General features: G+C 63.0%; 16 protein-coding genes. 15 read left to right on the plus strand and 1 reads right to left on the minus strand.

The features are described from left to right. Positions 1 to 45: 45 nt before the first annotated feature. The 15 genes from HD842_RS01580 (at position 46) to cysM (ending at position 15,065) form a co-directional block, all read left to right on the plus strand. Positions 46 to 621, plus strand: a complete 576-nt coding sequence (locus HD842_RS01580) for a DUF2059 domain-containing protein (RefSeq protein ID WP_183550060.1) — start codon at positions 46 to 48, stop codon at positions 619 to 621. 19 nt (positions 622 to 640) lie between these two features. Then, positions 641 to 1,726 carry a 3-phosphoserine/phosphohydroxythreonine transaminase gene (gene serC, locus HD842_RS01585; protein ID WP_183550063.1) on the plus strand — a complete coding sequence of 362 codons (1,086 nt, stop codon included), beginning with the start codon at positions 641 to 643 and terminating at the stop codon, positions 1,724 to 1,726. A 161-nt stretch (positions 1,727 to 1,887) separates the two neighbouring features. Next, positions 1,888 to 2,958: a prephenate dehydratase gene (gene pheA, locus HD842_RS01590; protein ID WP_183550066.1), complete on the plus strand. Its 1,071-nt coding sequence runs from the start codon at positions 1,888 to 1,890 to the stop codon at positions 2,956 to 2,958. 21 nt (positions 2,959 to 2,979) lie between these two features. Further along, positions 2,980 to 4,083 carry a histidinol-phosphate transaminase gene (gene hisC, locus HD842_RS01595; RefSeq protein ID WP_183550070.1) on the plus strand — a complete coding sequence of 368 codons (1,104 nt, stop codon included), beginning with the start codon at positions 2,980 to 2,982 and terminating at the stop codon, positions 4,081 to 4,083. After that, positions 4,084 to 4,986, plus strand: a complete 903-nt coding sequence (locus HD842_RS01600; RefSeq protein ID WP_183550072.1) for a prephenate dehydrogenase — start codon at positions 4,084 to 4,086, stop codon at positions 4,984 to 4,986. Continuing rightward, complete coding sequence (aroA, locus tag HD842_RS01605; RefSeq protein WP_183550075.1) at positions 4,983 to 6,314, plus strand: 3-phosphoshikimate 1-carboxyvinyltransferase; 1,332 nt, start codon at positions 4,983 to 4,985, stop codon at positions 6,312 to 6,314. The genes HD842_RS01600 and aroA overlap by 4 nt, the downstream gene beginning before the upstream one ends. A gap of 18 nt (positions 6,315 to 6,332) precedes the next feature. Beyond that, positions 6,333 to 6,995, plus strand: coding sequence for a (d)CMP kinase (cmk, locus tag HD842_RS01610; RefSeq protein ID WP_183550078.1), 663 nt, complete (start codon positions 6,333 to 6,335; stop codon positions 6,993 to 6,995). Positions 6,996 to 7,336: 341 nt separating this feature from the next. Beyond that, entirely contained in the window at positions 7,337 to 9,043 is a 1,707-nt protein-coding gene (gene rpsA, locus HD842_RS01615) for a 30S ribosomal protein S1 (protein WP_183550082.1), read from the plus strand. A 26-nt stretch (positions 9,044 to 9,069) separates the two neighbouring features. Continuing rightward, positions 9,070 to 9,375, plus strand: coding sequence for an integration host factor subunit beta (locus tag HD842_RS01620; RefSeq protein WP_183550085.1), 306 nt, complete (start codon positions 9,070 to 9,072; stop codon positions 9,373 to 9,375). Positions 9,376 to 9,528: 153 nt separating this feature from the next. Continuing rightward, positions 9,529 to 9,852 carry a LapA family protein gene (locus HD842_RS01625; RefSeq protein WP_183550089.1) on the plus strand — a complete coding sequence of 108 codons (324 nt, stop codon included), beginning with the start codon at positions 9,529 to 9,531 and terminating at the stop codon, positions 9,850 to 9,852. A gap of 13 nt (positions 9,853 to 9,865) precedes the next feature. Beyond that, a complete protein-coding gene (lapB, locus tag HD842_RS01630; protein ID WP_183550093.1) occupies positions 9,866 to 11,041 on the plus strand; it encodes a lipopolysaccharide assembly protein LapB in 1,176 nt (391 codons plus the stop codon). A gap of 50 nt (positions 11,042 to 11,091) precedes the next feature. Next, on the plus strand, positions 11,092 to 12,060 hold the full coding sequence (gene rfaE1, locus HD842_RS01635) for a D-glycero-beta-D-manno-heptose-7-phosphate kinase (protein WP_267875160.1): 969 nt from the start codon (positions 11,092 to 11,094) through the stop codon (positions 12,058 to 12,060). Between the two features lie 111 nt (positions 12,061 to 12,171). Continuing rightward, the gene (locus tag HD842_RS01640; RefSeq protein WP_183550096.1) at positions 12,172 to 12,519 is read left to right on the plus strand and encodes a ComEA family DNA-binding protein; all 348 of its coding nucleotides are present in this window, start codon (positions 12,172 to 12,174) and stop codon (positions 12,517 to 12,519) included. 128 nt (positions 12,520 to 12,647) lie between these two features. Beyond that, positions 12,648 to 14,024, plus strand: a complete 1,377-nt coding sequence (locus HD842_RS01645; protein WP_229424548.1) for a M28 family peptidase — start codon at positions 12,648 to 12,650, stop codon at positions 14,022 to 14,024. A 138-nt stretch (positions 14,025 to 14,162) separates the two neighbouring features. After that, positions 14,163 to 15,065, plus strand: coding sequence for a cysteine synthase CysM (cysM, locus tag HD842_RS01650; RefSeq protein ID WP_183550103.1), 903 nt, complete (start codon positions 14,163 to 14,165; stop codon positions 15,063 to 15,065). Between the two features lie 266 nt (positions 15,066 to 15,331). Here the strand turns inward: cysM and HD842_RS01655 are convergent, their stop codons facing one another. After that, positions 15,332 to 15,670 (minus strand): hypothetical protein, encoded by a 339-nt coding sequence (locus HD842_RS01655; protein WP_183550106.1) that lies wholly within the window; start codon positions 15,668 to 15,670, stop codon positions 15,332 to 15,334. Positions 15,671 to 15,797 lie beyond the last annotated feature (127 nt).

A 15,797-nucleotide genomic window follows, 5' to 3' on the forward strand; every position in this document is an offset into this window, starting at 1 on the left:
CCATTGTCCCAAGTCGCCGGGCTCTGCCACCCGCATGGACTCCTGATGAAACACTTTCTCCGTTCCCTGACCATCGTTACCGCTGTCGCTGCTGCGCCCTCGTTTGCCGTGGCGCAAACCGCGCCGGCCCCGGTGGCCGCTGCCACCGCCGCCAGCCCGCAAGCCAGCGCCGCCGTCAAGGAACTGCTCGACGCGATGGACGTGCGCAAGATGATGGCCGCGTCGTTCGCCGAGATGGAAAAGGCGCTGCCACAGATGATGCGCGCACAGCTGACGGCCGTGATCAACGCCGATCCGGGCGCCGATGCCCAGAAAAAGAAAGCCGCGCTGGCCAAGGTCGAGCAGGTCTTGCCCGTGGCGTCGCAAGCAATCAACCGCATGTTCAAGGATCCGGCGCTGATCGATGAAATGATGGTCGACATCGCGCCGCTGTACGCCAATAACTACACGGTCGCCGAACTGAAGGAGCTGACCGCGTTCTATCGCACGCCGCTGGGCCGCAAGATGCTGGCCCTGAGCCCGCGCCTGTCCGCCGAAAGCATGGCGATCGGCCAGCGCATCGTCGCGCCGCGCCTGAATGGCCTGATGCAGGAAGTCATGCAGAGCGCACAAGGCAAATAACCCTCCACGAAAGGACCGCATGACCCAGATCTTCAATTTCTCGGCCGGCCCCGCCGTACTGCCGAAAGAGGTGCTCCAACAGGCCGCGCACGACATGCTCGACTGGCATGGCAGCGGCATGTCGGTGATGGAGATGAGCCACCGTGGTCCCGAATTTTCCAGCATCCACCGCCAGGCGATGATTGATCTGCGTGAGCTGCTGAACGTGCCGGCCAATTACAAGATCCTGTTCCAGCAGGGTGGGGGGCTTGGGCAGAACGCCATCGTGCCGCTCAACCTGGCCGGGCGCCGTCCAGACCCGGTGATCGACTTCGTCCACACCGGTACCTGGTCGGGCAAGTCGGCCAAGGAAGCGGCGCGCTTTGCGCGCGTGAACATCGCGGCGTCGAGCGAGCCTGACCACTTTACGCGTGTCCCGGCGCGCGACACCTGGCGCCTGAGCGACGACGCTTCGTATCTGCATATCTGCACCAACGAGACCATCGACGGCGTCGAATACCCTGACGCGCCCGACGTGCCGGCCGATCTGCCGATCGTGGCCGACATGTCGTCGCACATCCTGTCGCGCCAGATCGATATCTCCAAGTACGGCGTGATCTTCGCCGGCGCGCAAAAGAACATCGGCCCGGCGGGCCTGACGCTCGTGATCGTGCGAGAGGATTTGCTGGACTTTGCCTCGCCCCAGTGCCCGTCGGCCTTCCACTGGAAGACCTGCGCCGAGCACGATTCGCTGTATAACACGCCGCCCACCTATGCGATCTATATCGCCGGCCTCGTGTTCGCGTGGCTCAAGCAGCGCGGCGGCGTGGCGGCGATGGAAGCAATCAATATCGAAAAAGCGCGCCTGCTGTACGCCGCGCTCGACGCCGATGATTTCTACGCCAACCGCGTGGATCCGGCTTATCGTTCGCGCATGAACATCCCGTTCTACCTGCGCGACGAATCACTGAACGAGCAATTCCTTGCCGGCGCCAAAGAGCGCGGGCTGTTGCAACTGAAGGGCCACAAGTCCGTCGGCGGCATGCGGGCATCCATCTACAACGCGATGCCAATCGAGGGCGTACAGGCTCTCGTCGATTATTTGAACACGTTTGCGGGACGGTAGATCGTATTGGCCAGCTGGACGCGTGGACGGCAGAGCCGTCCACCCTACGCCAATGTGCACGGTAGACAGGTGTACCGTAGGGTGGACGGGTATCCCGTCCACGCGTCCAATGCACGGCTGATACGCCCGAACGCAAACAACATCGACCAACCAGCATAACGATGACAGACAAACTCACCCCCTTGCGCGAACGCATCGATGCGATCGACGCACAAATTCTCCAGCTGTTGAGCGAGCGCGGCCAGGTTGCGCAGGCTGTCGGCCACGTGAAGGCCGAAACCAACGCGCCCGTGTTTCGCCCCGAGCGCGAAGCCCAGGTACTGCGCGGCGTGGCCGAGCGCAATCCAGGTCCGCTCAAGAACAGCGACGTCCAGACCATTTTCCGCGAGATCATGTCGTCCTGCCGCGCCCTCGAAAAGCGCGTCACGGTCGCATTTCTCGGCCCCACCGGCACCTTCAGCGAGCAGGCCGTGTTCCAGCAGTTCGGCACGGCCATCGATGCGCTGCCGTGCGTGTCGATCGATGAGGTGTTCCGCGCCACCGAAGCCGGCACCGCCGACTTTGGCGTGGTCCCGGTCGAGAATTCGTCCGAGGGCGCCATCAACCGCACCCTCGACCTGCTGCTGGCAACGACCACGATCATCAGCGGCGAAGTCTCGATCGCGGTCCACCACAGCCTGATGACCAAGACGGGCACGATGGACGGCGTGACCGTCGTCTGCGCCCATTCGCAGGCGCTGGCACAATGCCAGGTGTGGCTGAACCAGCATTACCCGAACATCGAGCGCCGCGCGGTCGCGTCGAATGCCGAGGCGGCCGTGCTGGCCAGCCAGGATCCGACGGTCGCCGCGATCGCCAGCGAGATGGCGGGCGAGCAGTATCGCCTGGGCGTCGTGCAGGCCCACATCCAGGACGATCCGCACAACCGCACGCGCTTCGTCGTGATCGGGCAGTTGCAGACCGGCCGCTCGGGCAAGGACCGTACCGGCATCGTGCTGGCCGTGCCGAACAAGGCCGGCGCCGTCTACAACCTGCTCGCGCCCCTTGAAAAACACGGCGTGTCGATGACGCGTTTTGAATCGCGCCCGGCCCGCATCGGCACCTGGGAGTATTACTTCTATGTCGACATCGAGGGCCACGTGCACGACGCCGCCGTTGCGCGCGCGCTCGAGGAACTCAAGGACAACGCCGCCTTCTTCAAGGTGCTGGGGTCCTACCCGCAAAGCCTTTAAACGATTACGAGAGAGATTTTCATGTCGACATTTGGTCCTGAATACGTCCGCGCCATCGCCCCCTACCAGGCCGGCAAACCGATCGCCGAAGTGGCCCGCGAATATGGTCTCGACGAAGCGAACATCGTCAAGCTGGCGTCGAACGAAAACCCGTTCGGCATTCCAGAGTCCAGCCGCGCCGCGATGCTCGAAGCGGCAGCCGACCTGGGCCGCTACCCGGACGCCAACGGTTTCGAGCTGAAGACCGCGCTGGCCAAGCGCTACGACGTGCCGCTCGAATGGCTCACGCTGGGCAACGGCAGCAACGACATCCTCGAGATCGCGGCCCATGCCTTCGTGCAAAAAGGCGAAGCGGTCGTGTATTCGCAGTATTCGTTCGCCGTGTATGCGCTGGCCACGCAGGGCGTCGGTGGCCGCGCGATCGTCGTGCCAGCCGTCGACTACGGGCACGACCTCGATGCGATGGCGGCCGCCATCGATGCCGATACGCGTTTGGTGTATGTCGCCAACCCGAACAACCCGACCGGCACCTTCATCCCGGCCGCGCAGATCGAAGCGTTCCTGCAAAAAGTGCCGGCGCGCGTGATCGTCGTGCTCGACGAAGCGTACAACGAGTACCTGGCGCCCGAACACCAGTTCGAGTCGAGCGCCTGGGTGCGCAAATACCCGAACCTGATCGTGTCGCGCACGTTCTCGAAGGCCTATGGCCTGGCCGGCCTGCGCGTGGGCTTTGCCATCGCGCAGCCCGCTGTCACCGACCTGATGAACCGCATCCGCCAGCCGTTCAACGTCAACTCGCTGGCGCAGGCCGCTGCGGTCGCGGCGCTGAACGACACGCCGTTCCTGGACCAGGGCGCGCGCAACAATGCCGACGGCTATCGCCAGATGATCGCCGCCTTTGATGAGCTGGGGCTGGAGTACGTGCCATCATTCGGCAACTTCGTGCTGGTGCGGGTCGGCGACGACGACGGCGCCGGTGCGCGCGTGAACGTGGCGCTGCTCAAGCAGGGCGTGATCGTGCGCCCGGTCGGCAACTACGGTCTGCCGCAGTGGCTGCGCATCTCGATCGGCCTGCCGCAGGAGAATGCGGCCTTCATCGAGGCGTTGAAGAAGGCGCTCGGCTGAATGCTGGACAAGATCGTTATCGTCGGCGTCGGCCTGATTGGCGGGTCGTTCGCGCTGGCGCTCAAACGCGCCGGGCAGGTGCGGGAAGTGGTCGGCATCGGCCGCCATCCCGAGGCACTGGCGCGGGCACTGGCCCTTGGCATCATCGACCGGGTCTGTGACGACTACGCCGACGCGTTGAACGGCGCCGATCTGGTCATGCTGGCCGCGCCGGTGGCGCAGACGGGGCCGATCCTGGCTGCGCTGCTGCCGCACCTGGCGCCCGGCACGGTCGTCACCGACGCCGGCAGCACCAAGTGCGACGTGGTTGCAGCAGCCCGCACGGTGCTCGGCGAGCGGGTACACCAGTTCGTGCCCGGCCACCCGATCGCCGGCAGCGAAGCAAATGGCCCCGACGCTGCACTGGCTGGCCTTTACCAGGGCAAGAAGGCCGTGCTCACGCCGTTGCCCGAGAACGCACCAGGCGACGTCGAACGGGTCGCTGCCGCCTGGCGCGCCTGCGGCGCCGTGATGCATCAACTGACGCCAGAAGACCATGACCGCGTGTTTGCCGCCGTCAGCCATCTGCCGCACTTGCTGGCCTACGCGCTGGTGGACGACCTCGCCGGCAAGCCGCACGCCGACATGCTGTTCCAGTACGCCGCCAGCGGCTTTCGCGACTTCACGCGCATCGCCGGTTCATCGCCCGAAATGTGGCGCGACATCAGCCTGGCCAACCAGGCTGCGCTGTTGACCGAGCTGGATGCCTATCTGGCACAATTGACGGCGATGCGGACCATGCTCGCCGCCGGCGACGGGGCCGGATTGCACGATATTTATGCGAACGCGCAGCGCGCCCGCCACGAGTGGCAGATCGCCATCGAAGCCGGCTCGACTCGCGCGCCTATTCAGGAAAACACATGACGCAGCAAAAACACTATCCGCAGCATATCGACCTCGAACCCGTGCTGCACGCGCAGGGCGTGGTGCGGCTGCCGGGCTCCAAGAGCATCTCGAACCGCACGCTGCTGCTGGCCGCGCTGGCCGAGGGCACGACCACGATCCACGACATGCTGGCATCCGACGACACGATGGTCATGCTGGGCGCACTGCGCTCGCTGGGCATCCGCTGGGACGAAGTCGACGAGCGCACGGTCATCGTGCATGGCAACGGCGGCGTGCTGCCCGAGGCTGCGGCCGATCTGTTCATGGGCAATGCCGGCACGGCGATCCGGCCGCTGACGGCGGCGCTGGCCGTGATCGGCGGCGACTACACGCTGCATGGCGTCTCGCGCATGCACGAGCGTCCGATCGGCGACCTGGTCGACGCATTGAACGCCGTCGGCGCGCAGATCGAGTACACGGGCGAGCAGGGCTTTCCGCCGCTGCGCATCCGCCGCGGCCACATCACGGCCAACCGCATGGCCGTGCGCGGCAATGTATCGAGCCAGTTCCTGACCGCGCTCTTGATGGCCGCGCCGCTGATGGCCACGACGCATCCGGTCTCCATCGACGTCGTCGGCGAGCTGATTTCCAAGCCGTACATCGAGATCACGCTGAATCTGATGCGCCGCTTCGGCGTCGAGGTTGAGCAGAATGGCTGGGCCTCGTTCACCGTGCAGCCGGGCCAGCGCTATCAAAGCCCGGGCACGATCCACGTCGAAGGCGATGCGTCGTCGGCGTCGTACTTCCTGGCCGCCGGCGCGATTGCGGGCGGGCCGGTGCGCGTCGAAGGCGTCGGTGAACACAGCATCCAGGGCGACGTGCGCTTTGCCGATGCGCTCGAACGCATGGGCGCCATTGTCACGCGGGGCGAGAACTGGATCGAGGTGCAATCGAATGGCATGCTCAAAGCCATCGACGCCGATTTCAACCACATCCCGGATGCGGCGATGACGATTGCGGTGGCGGCGCTGTACGCCGACGGCCCGAGCACGCTGCGCAATATCGCCAGCTGGCGCGTGAAGGAAACCGATCGCCTGAGCGCGATGGCGACCGAACTGCGCAAGGTCGGCGCCGAAGTGGAGGAGGGGCCCGACTACATCCGCATCACGCCGCCGGACGAACTCAAGCCCGCCACGATCGACACCTACGACGACCACCGGATGGCGATGTGCTTTTCGCTCGCGTCGCTGGACGGCAAGGCGCGGCGCGGCAACGCGATGCGGATCAACGATCCGAAGTGCGTCGCCAAGACTTTCCCCGACTATTTCGAAGCGTTTGCGGGCATTGCGCGCAACGAGCTGTTTTAATTTATCCGCCCCGAGCCCATGCCCAATTCCAACGTACCAGTCATCACCATCGACGGCCCGACCGCTTCCGGCAAGGGCACCGTGGCCAGCCGCATCGCCGACCGCCTGGGTTTTCACCTGCTCGACTCGGGCGCGCTGTATCGCCTGACGGCGCTGCAGGCGCTGCGCGGCGCGCTGCCGCTGTCGGACGAAGCGGGCATCGCGAAGCTGGCCCAGCAGCTGCCGGCGCGCTTTCGGGATGACGTGATCTACCTGGCGGATGAGGATGTAAGTCACGCGATCCGCGCGGAAGAAGTGGGCAATATGGCGTCGAAGATCGCCGCCTTGCCGGGCGTGCGCCGGGCGCTGTTTGACCTGCAACTGGGCTTTCGCCAGGCGCCCGGATTGGTGGCCGACGGGCGCGATATGGGCACCGTGATCTTTCCCACCGCCAAGCTCAAGGTGTTCCTCACCGCAAGTGCTGAGGCGCGCGCGCAACGCCGGTATAAGCAATTGATTGACAAAGGCTTTTCTGCTAATATGAACGACCTGCTGGCAGATTTACGGGCTAGAGACGAACGCGACACCGGTCGCGCAGTCGCTCCCCTGGTCGCAGCAGCTGATGCGCATATCCTGGATACCTCTGCGATGGGGGTCGACCAGGCGGTCGAGCAGGTCCTGACCTGGTATACGCATAAATAAGACTTTGAATGACGTGGTGGCGGTGGTGTCAACCGGTTGCAGTCCGAACCGTTAGGCAGCAGCGCCTGAACGTCATTCCCGCGCAGGCGGGAATCCCGGTTCGATGCGTCACCATTGGCTTGAGTCATCGCCATGGTGGTTTGCAAGTAAATCTGGATCCCCACCTGGGTGGGGACGGTGGTCTTCCGGTTGGCATCTTCGTTGTTGAGGGTGGCAGTCGTAGACCTTGTCCTTTGGTGCTTGCGACAGCATATTGGCCATCGCAAGCGTGTTTTAACCTAACCCAGTTCAGTCCGCACTATCGTCGGTCTGCTGGCTCACATGAAATAACCAACTTTTTTATGTCTACTGCAACTACCCAAGATACTGGTATGGAAAGCTTTGCCGCCCTCTTCGAGGAATCGCTGTCGCGTCAAGACATGCGTTCGGGCGAAGTCATTTCGGCTGAAGTCGTGCGTCTGGATCACAACTTCGTGATCGTCAACGCAGGCCTGAAGTCGGAAGCGTTCATTCCAATCGAAGAATTCAAGAATGACCAGGGCGAACTGGAAGTCGCAGTAGGCGACTTCGTTTCCGTGGCCATCGAGTCGCTGGAAAACGGCTTTGGCGACACCATCCTGTCGCGCGACAAGGCCAAGCGTCTGGCTTCGTGGCTGGCGCTGGAAAAAGCAATGGAATCGGGCGAGATCGTCACCGGTACCGTCAATGGCAAAGTCAAGGGCGGCCTGACCGTTCTGACCAACGGCATCCGCGCGTTCCTGCCGGGTTCGCTGGTTGACACCCGTCCAGTCAAGGACACGACCCCATTCGAAGGCAAGACCCTCGAATTCAAGGTCATCAAGCTGGACCGCAAGCGTAACAACGTCGTGCTGTCGCGCCGCGCTGTCATCGAAGCATCGATGGGCGAAGAGCGTCAGAAGCTGATGGAAACGCTGAAAGAAGGTACCGTGGTTACCGGTATCGTCAAGAACATCACCGACTATGGCGCATTCGTCGACCTGGGCGGCATCGATGGTCTGCTGCACATCACCGACCTGGCATGGCGTCGTGTGCGTCACCCATCCGAAGTCCTGTCGGTTGGCCAAGAGATCACCGCCAAGGTCCTCAAGTACGATCAAGAGAAGAACCGCGTCTCGCTGGGCGTCAAGCAGCTGGGCGACGATCCATGGACCGGTCTGTCGCGTCGTTACCCACAGAGCACCCGCCTGTTCGGTAAAGTCACGAACCTCACCGACTACGGCGCGTTCGTCGAAGTCGAGCAGGGTATCGAAGGTCTGGTCCACGTGTCCGAAATGGACTGGACCAACAAGAACGTGGCACCAAACAAAGTTGTCCAGCTGGGCGACGAAGTGGAAGTCATGGTTCTGGAGATCGACGAAGAGCGCCGCCGTATTTCGCTGGGCATGAAGCAGTGCAAAGCAAATCCATGGGACGACTTCGGCATGACCCACAAGAAGGGCGACAAGGTCAAGGGTTCGATCAAGTCGATCACCGACTTCGGCGTGTTCATCGGCCTGCCAGGCAACATCGATGGTCTGGTGCACCTGTCGGATCTGTCGTGGACCGAAGCCGGCGAAGAAGCTGTGCGTCGCTTCAAGAAAGGCGACGAACTGGAAGCCGTGGTTCTGGCCATCGACGTCGAGCGCGAGCGTGTTTCGCTGGGCGTGAAGCAACTCGAAGGCGACCCGTTCAACACCTACTCGTCGATGAACGACAAGGGTTCGCTGGTCACCGGCACCGTGAAATCGGTTGAGCCAAAAGGCGCCGTGATCTCGCTGAGCGAAGAAGTTGAAGGCTACCTGCGCGCTTCGGAAATCTCGCGTGACCGCGTTGAAGATGCTGGCACCCACCTGAAAGTCGGCGACACCGTCGAAGCTCTGGTGATCAACATCGATCGCAAGGCTCGCAGCATCCAGCTGTCGATCAAGGCGAAAGACAATGTCGATACGCAAGAAGCCATGAGCAAGCTGTCGAACGACAACAGCGCTGCTTCGGGCACGACCAGCCTGGGCGCACTGCTCAAGGCCAAGTTCGATAACAAGAACTAATCAGGTAAGCCCTGAGGAGCTTGCAGATGACCAAGTCCGAGCTGATCAACCGACTGGCTGAGCGTTATTCTCAGCTGGTGGCAAAGGATGCGGAATTTGCTGTCAAGACCATCCTCGATGCGATGACCAACGCCCTGGCGACCGGTCAACGCATCGAGATCCGTGGTTTCGGCAGTTTCTCGCTGAACAGCCGCCCACCGCGCATCGGTCGCAATCCGAAGTCCGGCGACAAGGTGATGGTGCCCGAAAAACGGGTGCCGCACTTCAAGCCGGGCAAGCAGTTGCGCGAGCAGGTGGACGCGATGGTCGGGCAACCGATCATCAACGATTGAGTCAGTGCTGGCACCAAGAAACGGCATCCGCGAGGGTGCCGTTTTTTTTGGCCTGTCGGGTCAGCCAACGGCCCAACGCCGCACGCTATTTTGAAATATGATGGCGGATATGCGACACTTCGCCCTTACACCCTTGTCTAGCGGAACCTGTTGATGAAATTCGTCTCGACCATCGTCGGATTTGTCCTGTTCATCCTGTTTTTCGGCTTTGCGCTGAAGAACACGAAAGAGGTCGACCTGCATTTTTTCCTCGACTATGAATTGCGCGGCCCCCTCGTGCTAATGCTGCTGGCGTTTTTTGTTGCCGGCGCCGCTTTCGGCATCCTGGCCCTGGCGCCGACCGTGTTCCGTCAGCGCCGCGAAAAATGGCAGCACAAGTACACCATCCAGGCCCTGCAAAGCGCCGCCGGCACCGGTGTGGTCGCCACCACGCCGCCGCCGCCGGATGCCGTTCCACCGGTTGCACCCCGCCACTAACAACAAGAACACCATGGATTTCGAACTCTGGATGCTGCTTGGCATCCCCTTCTTCTTTGGCCTGGGCTGGCTCGCCGCCCGGGTCGACATCAACGAGGTGGTCTCCGAGTCGCGCACGCTGCCGCGCGGCTACTTCAAGGGCCTGAACCACCTGCTCAACGACCAGCCCGACAAGGCCATCGATTCGTTCATCGAGATCGTCAAGCTCGACCCTGAATCGAGCGACATGCACTTCGCGCTGGGCAATCTGTTTCGCCGCCGCGGCGAGACCGAGCGCGCGATTCGCGTGCACCAGAACCTGCTGGCGCGCCCCGACTTGCCGAGCGAAGACAAAGCGCATGCGCAGTACGAACTGGGCATCGACTACCTGAAGGCGGGCCTCCTGGACCGCGCCGAGGAATCGTTCAATGGACTGGCCGACACACCGTATGCGGTGCAAGCGCGCCGTTCGCTGCTGGAAATCTACCAGCGTGAAAAGGAATGGAAGCGCGCCATCGAGGCGGCCGAAGACTTGCAAGCGTCCGGCGCCGGCGCGCGCCAGATCGAGATCGCCCAGTTCTATTGCGAACTGGCAGCCGACGCGCTGGTGCACATGGCGCCAAGCGACGCCATGCTGCTGCTGGACAAGGCGCTGGAAGCGAATCGCCACAGCGTACGCGCCACGATCCTGCGCGGCGACGCGCTGCTGGCCCAGGGCGACGTGGAAGAAGCCCTCAAGACCTGGCGCCGCGTGGAGCAGCAAAGCGTGCCGCACGTGGCCCTGGTGGCTGCGCGCCTGATGGATGGCTACCGCAAGGTGGGCCGGCCGCAAGAGGGCGTGAATCTGCTGCGCTCGTACCTGGCCGAAGCCTCGTCGATCGACCTGATCGAAGTGGTGTTCAAGGCCGTCATCGAGCTCGATGGCGTCGAAGCGGCCAAGGGCCTGGTGGTGGAAGAGCTGCGCCGCAATCCGACACTGCTTGGCCTGGATAAATTGCTTGAAGCGCGTCTGATGGATGCGCCGGCCCACGTCTGGGAAGAGCTGTCGATGGTCAAGAACCTGGTGCAGCGCTACACGCAGAAACTGGCGCGCTACCAGTGCAGCCACTGCGGTTTCAAGGCGCGTCAGTTCTACTGGCAATGCCCGGGCTGCAACCGCTGGGATTCGTATCCGCCACGCCGCACCGAAGAACTCAACGTAATGAACTGACGGTTCATCGAACGATCCCAATGACCAGCACGAGCACAACCTCCATGCCCATGACCCCGAGCCGCCTGCTGGTGGCCGACGACTACCGCCAGCAGGCGGCCCCCGAACTGTCTGCCGTGCGCCTGCTGGTGGTGGGCGACGTGATGCTCGACCGCTACTGGTTCGGCGACGTTTCGCGCATCTCGCCCGAAGCGCCGGTGCCCGTCGTGCGCATCGAGCGGCGCGAGGAGCGCCTGGGCGGCGCCGCCAACGTGGCGCGCAATGCCGCCGCGCTGGGCGCCCACACGGGCCTCCTGGGCGTGGTAGGGGCCGACGAGGCGGGCGATGAAGTCGAGCGCCTGCTGCAGGGCGCGGGCATTCATAGCTATCTGAAACGCGACGACGCGATCTCGACCATCATCAAGCTGCGCGTCATCGGTCGCCAGCAGCAGATGGTGCGCATCGATTTCGAAGATGCGCCCACCGAAACCGTGCTGCGCGATAAGCTCAGCCAGTTCAAGGCGCTGCTGCCCGATTACGACGTCATCATCCTGTCGGATTACAACAAGGGTGCGCTGGTCAATGTCGCCGAGATGATTGCCTTGGCGCGCGCCGCTGGCAAGATCGTGCTGGTCGATCCGAAGGGCGACGATTTCACGCCGTACAAGGGCGCCAGCATCCTGACGCCCAACCGCGCCGAACTGCAACGCGTCGTTGGCGGCTGGAAGAGCGAGACCCAATTGCTCGAAAAAGCGCAGGCGCTGCGCGTGGAACTTGGCCTGGATGCGCTGCTCTTGACGCGCTCCGAAGAAGGCATGAGCCTGTTCACGGCCGACGAAGTGCTGCATGTGAACGCCGATGCGCGCGAAGTGTTCGATGTGTCCGGCGCCGGTGACACGGTGATTGCGACGCTGGCCACCATGCTGGGCACGGGCGCGCCGCTGGGCGAAGCGCTGGTGACGGCCAACCGCGCCGGCGGCATCGTCGTCGGCAAGCTGGGCACGGCCACGGTGACGCGCGACGAGCTGTTCCCCGGTTGAGTCGCGCTTGATCTGGCGCAAGCCCGGCCCGTCAACGACGCGCCGGGCGATCCGTTAGAAGAGCGATGGGCGGCGTCGCCGTCCAGCGTCTTCAACCAACGGAGAAATTCGATGATCAAGAAACTGATGCTTGCCTTTGCCGCGCTGGCCGTCTCGGGCAGCATGGCGTTTGCCCAGGTCGATGTGAACAAAGCCGATGTCGCCGCGCTCGATGGCGTCAAGGGCGTGGGGCCGAGCATGTCCAAGGCCATCCTCGACGAGCGCGCCAAGGGCGAGTTCAAGGACTGGCCCGACCTGCAAACGCGCGTCAAGGGTCTGGGCGATAAAAAGGCAGTCAAGCTGAGCCAGTCCGGGCTGGTGGTCAACGGCAAGGCCAAGGAAGGCGCAGCCGCCAAGCCTGCCGCTGCCAAGGGCGACAAGTCCGCTGCCAAACCGGCCGACGCCAAAACGGCAACATGACATGTATTGACTGACAGCGTCACGGGCGCGTGGCAAGATGTTCCAGCTCTTCAAGATCATGCTTGAACATCAACATCAGAAAGGTCGTCATGCCTCACGCCCGTGTTTCAACTCGTGTCTCAACTGCATTGTTGGCAGCCCTGCTGGCTGCTGCAGGGGCCGCTTCAGCTGCTGCGCCAGCAACTACGTCCGCTGCGCCCGCCACACCGAAACAACCCGACATCACCGCGCAGCAAGCCCAGATCAGCAAGATTCTCGGTGAAGTCTCGCAGCAGCGCATCGAAGGCCATATCCGCAAGCTGGTCAGCTTCGGCACGCGCCACACGATGTCCGAGACCGAGTCGCCAACGCGCGGCATCGGCGCTGCCCGCCGCTGGATCAAGGCTGAGCTCGAGCGCTGCGGCGCCGGCACGCCATTGCAGGTCACGTATGACAGCCACGTCGCGCCCGTCTCGGCGCGCATCACCAAGCCCACCGAGATCGTCAATGTCGTCGCAACGCTGCCGGGCACGCAGGCCGCTTCCAAAGAGCGCATGTACGTGGTCAGCGGTCACTATGACTCGCGCGCCTCGGACGTGATGGACGCCACCTCGGACGCGCCAGGCGCGAACGACGATGCATCGGGCACCGCCGCCATCATGGAACTGGCGTGCGTGATGGCCAAGTACAAATTCGACGCGACGCTCGTGTTCATGGCCGTGGCCGCAGAAGAGCAGGGCCTGATCGGCGCCCGCCACTGGGCCGTCGGTGCGCGGGAAAAGAACTGGAACGTGGCCGGCATGTTCACCAACGACATCATCGGCAGCTCGAAAGGCGACGATGGCAAGGTCGACAACAAGCAGGTGCGCCTGTTTGCCCAGAGTATCCCGGCGACCAAGGAAATGAGCGAGGCCGTGCGCCAGCTGGTGGCCACGGGCGGCGAGAACGATTCGCTCTCGCGCCAGCTCGCGCGCCACACGAAGGAGCAGGGCGAGCGCTACGTGAAAGGCTTCAAGGTCAGCGTGATCCAGCGGCATGACCGCTATCTGCGCGGGGGCGACCACATGCCGTTCCTGGAGCAGGGCTACGCCGCGCTGCGCTTTACCGAGCCAGCCGAAGATTTTTCGCACCAGCACCAGGATCTGCGCACCGAAAATGGCAAGGTGTATGGCGACACGATCGACCACGTCGACTTTGACTACATCGCCAAGGTCACGCGCGTGAATGGCGCCGCGATGGCCTCGCTCGCGCTGGCGCCTGCCGCACCGCAAGAGGTCAAGCTGCGCACCGCAGCCCTGACCAACGATTCCACCCTGGTCTGGAAAGCGAATGGCGAGCCCGACCTGGCCGGCTACCGCATCGTCTGGCGCGACACGACCAGTGCCAACTGGGAAGGCTCCAAGTGGGTCGGCAACGTGACGGAAGCCACGCTCGACCTGTCGAAGGACAATGTCTTCTTCGGCGTACAGGCGGTCGACAAGGACGGCAACGTCAGCGTCGCGACGTATCCGCTGCCGCTGCGCTGAAAGGGCGTCTGAGCAGACAGAAGGGCCGCGATGCAACGTTTGCATCGCGGCCCTTTGCATTGTCGAACCCGTCCTCCGACGTCGACGTTCGTCTCGGATTAAAATGGTGTTTTGGTATCGCAAGGAATAGAGAACGCAATGGCATACAAGACCATCGAATCCACGATCGGCAACACGCCGCTCGTGCAGCTGCAGCGCCTGCCGGGCGCGGAGTGCGCGGCGCGCAATAACATCATTCTGGGCAAGCTCGAAGGCAACAACCCGGCCGGTTCGGTGAAGGACCGGGCTGCGATGTCGATGCTGCGCGGCGCCGAATTGCGTGGCCAGATCAAGCCGGGCGACACGCTGATCGAAGCGACCAGCGGCAATACCGGCATCGCGCTGGCGATGGCTGCAGCCATCCTCGGCTACAAGATGATCCTGTTAATGCCAGATAACCTGTCGATCGAGCGGCGCCAGAGCATGGCTGCCTACGGCGCACAGATCATCCTCACGCCAAAGACCGGCGGCATGGAATACGCGCGCGACATGGCCGAGCAGATGCAGAAAGACGGCCAGGGCATCATCCTCGACCAGTTCGCCAACGACGACAATCCACGCGCGCACTACGAGAGCACGGGCCCGGAAATCTGGCGCGACACCGAAGGACGCGTCACGCACTTCGTCAGCGCCATGGGCACCACCGGCACCATCATGGGCGTGTCGCGCTATCTGAAGGAGCAGAACGACGCCGTGCGCATCATCGGCGCGCAGCCCGAAGAAGGCTCGTCGATCCCGGGTATTCGCAAGTGGCCCGAAGCCTACCTGCCGAAGATCTACGACAAGGCGCGCGTCGATCAGGTCGAGAGCGTGAGCCAGGCAGCCGCTGAGCAGATGGCACGCCGCATGGCGGCCGAAGAGGGCATCTTCTGCGGCATCTCGGCCGCAGGCGCCTGTGAAGTGGCGCTGCGCATCGCGCAGACCGTCGAGAACGCGACCATCGTGTTCATCGTCTGCGACCGGGGCGATCGCTACCTGTCCACGGGTGTCTTTCCTGCCTGAATCACCGGCGCGGTCAATGCTGCTACAAGATTGACGGCGCCATAAAAAAGGCCGCCTGGTTCACAGGCGGCCTTGTCAAATCAGTCCTTGGACTGCCTAGACCTTTCCATCGGCTCCAAGCCAATTTCCTTCGGTCGTCCGCCAATGCGGCGGCTCATACGCCCGCGCGGGCGTATGCACTACTGGTGCGGGCCGTGCCGCATGGGACGGCCCGTTCAATCCTGGCCAGACGAACAACGCAGGCGCCCTGAAGCGCCCGACGTTGCTCAGTCTTTCATTGCCGGGACTGCGCCTTCTTTTGGCTTGAACTGCTTGTCGCTGATGCGGAATTTCGCACGGCGATCGCCCATCAGGTAGCGCAGGTCACGGATCGACAGGTCGCTCACTTCGTGCATGCGGATCAGCAGCGAAGCGCCGACTGGCAGGCGGTGGTGACGGATTTTCGAAATCACCGGCGGCGCCACTTCCAGCGCGCGCGACAGCGCTGCGTCATTTTTCAGGCGCAGGTTCTCGATCAGCGTATCGAGAAGGCGATTCGGGTTGTACTGAAGCAGCTCGTCGCCTTCCGAATCGCTGTTCATATCAATGCCGACTTGGTTAGTCATGATTCATATTCCTTAGGGGTTAGTGCGGAGTCATCAACATCTACAACGTCGAGTCCGGTTTTTACTTTCGTAAATTTCTATTCAATTGTACAACTATTTCGATACCGATACTCATGAGCAAGCCGGA

It is taken from the genome of Massilia aurea (assembly GCF_014200505.1).
Classification (GTDB): domain Bacteria; phylum Pseudomonadota; class Gammaproteobacteria; order Burkholderiales; family Burkholderiaceae_D; genus Telluria; species Telluria aurea_B.

Coding starts and splice junctions, on each gene's coding strand:
- HD842_RS01640 (WP_183550096.1), top strand. CDS start 12,172: ATGATCAAGAAACTGATGCTTGCCTTTGCCGCGCTGGCCGTCTCGGGC.
- serC (WP_183550063.1), top strand. CDS start 641: ATGACCCAGATCTTCAATTTCTCGGCCGGCCCCGCCGTACTGCCGAAA.
- HD842_RS01580 (WP_183550060.1), top strand. CDS start 46: ATGAAACACTTTCTCCGTTCCCTGACCATCGTTACCGCTGTCGCTGCT.
- rfaE1 (WP_267875160.1), top strand. CDS start 11,092: ATGACCCCGAGCCGCCTGCTGGTGGCCGACGACTACCGCCAGCAGGCG.
- HD842_RS01655 (WP_183550106.1), bottom strand. CDS start 15,670: ATGACTAACCAAGTCGGCATTGATATGAACAGCGATTCGGAAGGCGAC.
- rpsA (WP_183550082.1), top strand. CDS start 7,337: ATGTCTACTGCAACTACCCAAGATACTGGTATGGAAAGCTTTGCCGCC.
- aroA (WP_183550075.1), top strand. CDS start 4,983: ATGACGCAGCAAAAACACTATCCGCAGCATATCGACCTCGAACCCGTG.
- pheA (WP_183550066.1), top strand. CDS start 1,888: ATGACAGACAAACTCACCCCCTTGCGCGAACGCATCGATGCGATCGAC.
- HD842_RS01600 (WP_183550072.1), top strand. CDS start 4,084: ATGCTGGACAAGATCGTTATCGTCGGCGTCGGCCTGATTGGCGGGTCG.
- hisC (WP_183550070.1), top strand. CDS start 2,980: ATGTCGACATTTGGTCCTGAATACGTCCGCGCCATCGCCCCCTACCAG.
- lapB (WP_183550093.1), top strand. CDS start 9,866: ATGGATTTCGAACTCTGGATGCTGCTTGGCATCCCCTTCTTCTTTGGC.
- HD842_RS01620 (WP_183550085.1), top strand. CDS start 9,070: ATGACCAAGTCCGAGCTGATCAACCGACTGGCTGAGCGTTATTCTCAG.
- cysM (WP_183550103.1), top strand. CDS start 14,163: ATGGCATACAAGACCATCGAATCCACGATCGGCAACACGCCGCTCGTG.
- cmk (WP_183550078.1), top strand. CDS start 6,333: ATGCCCAATTCCAACGTACCAGTCATCACCATCGACGGCCCGACCGCT.
- HD842_RS01625 (WP_183550089.1), top strand. CDS start 9,529: ATGAAATTCGTCTCGACCATCGTCGGATTTGTCCTGTTCATCCTGTTT.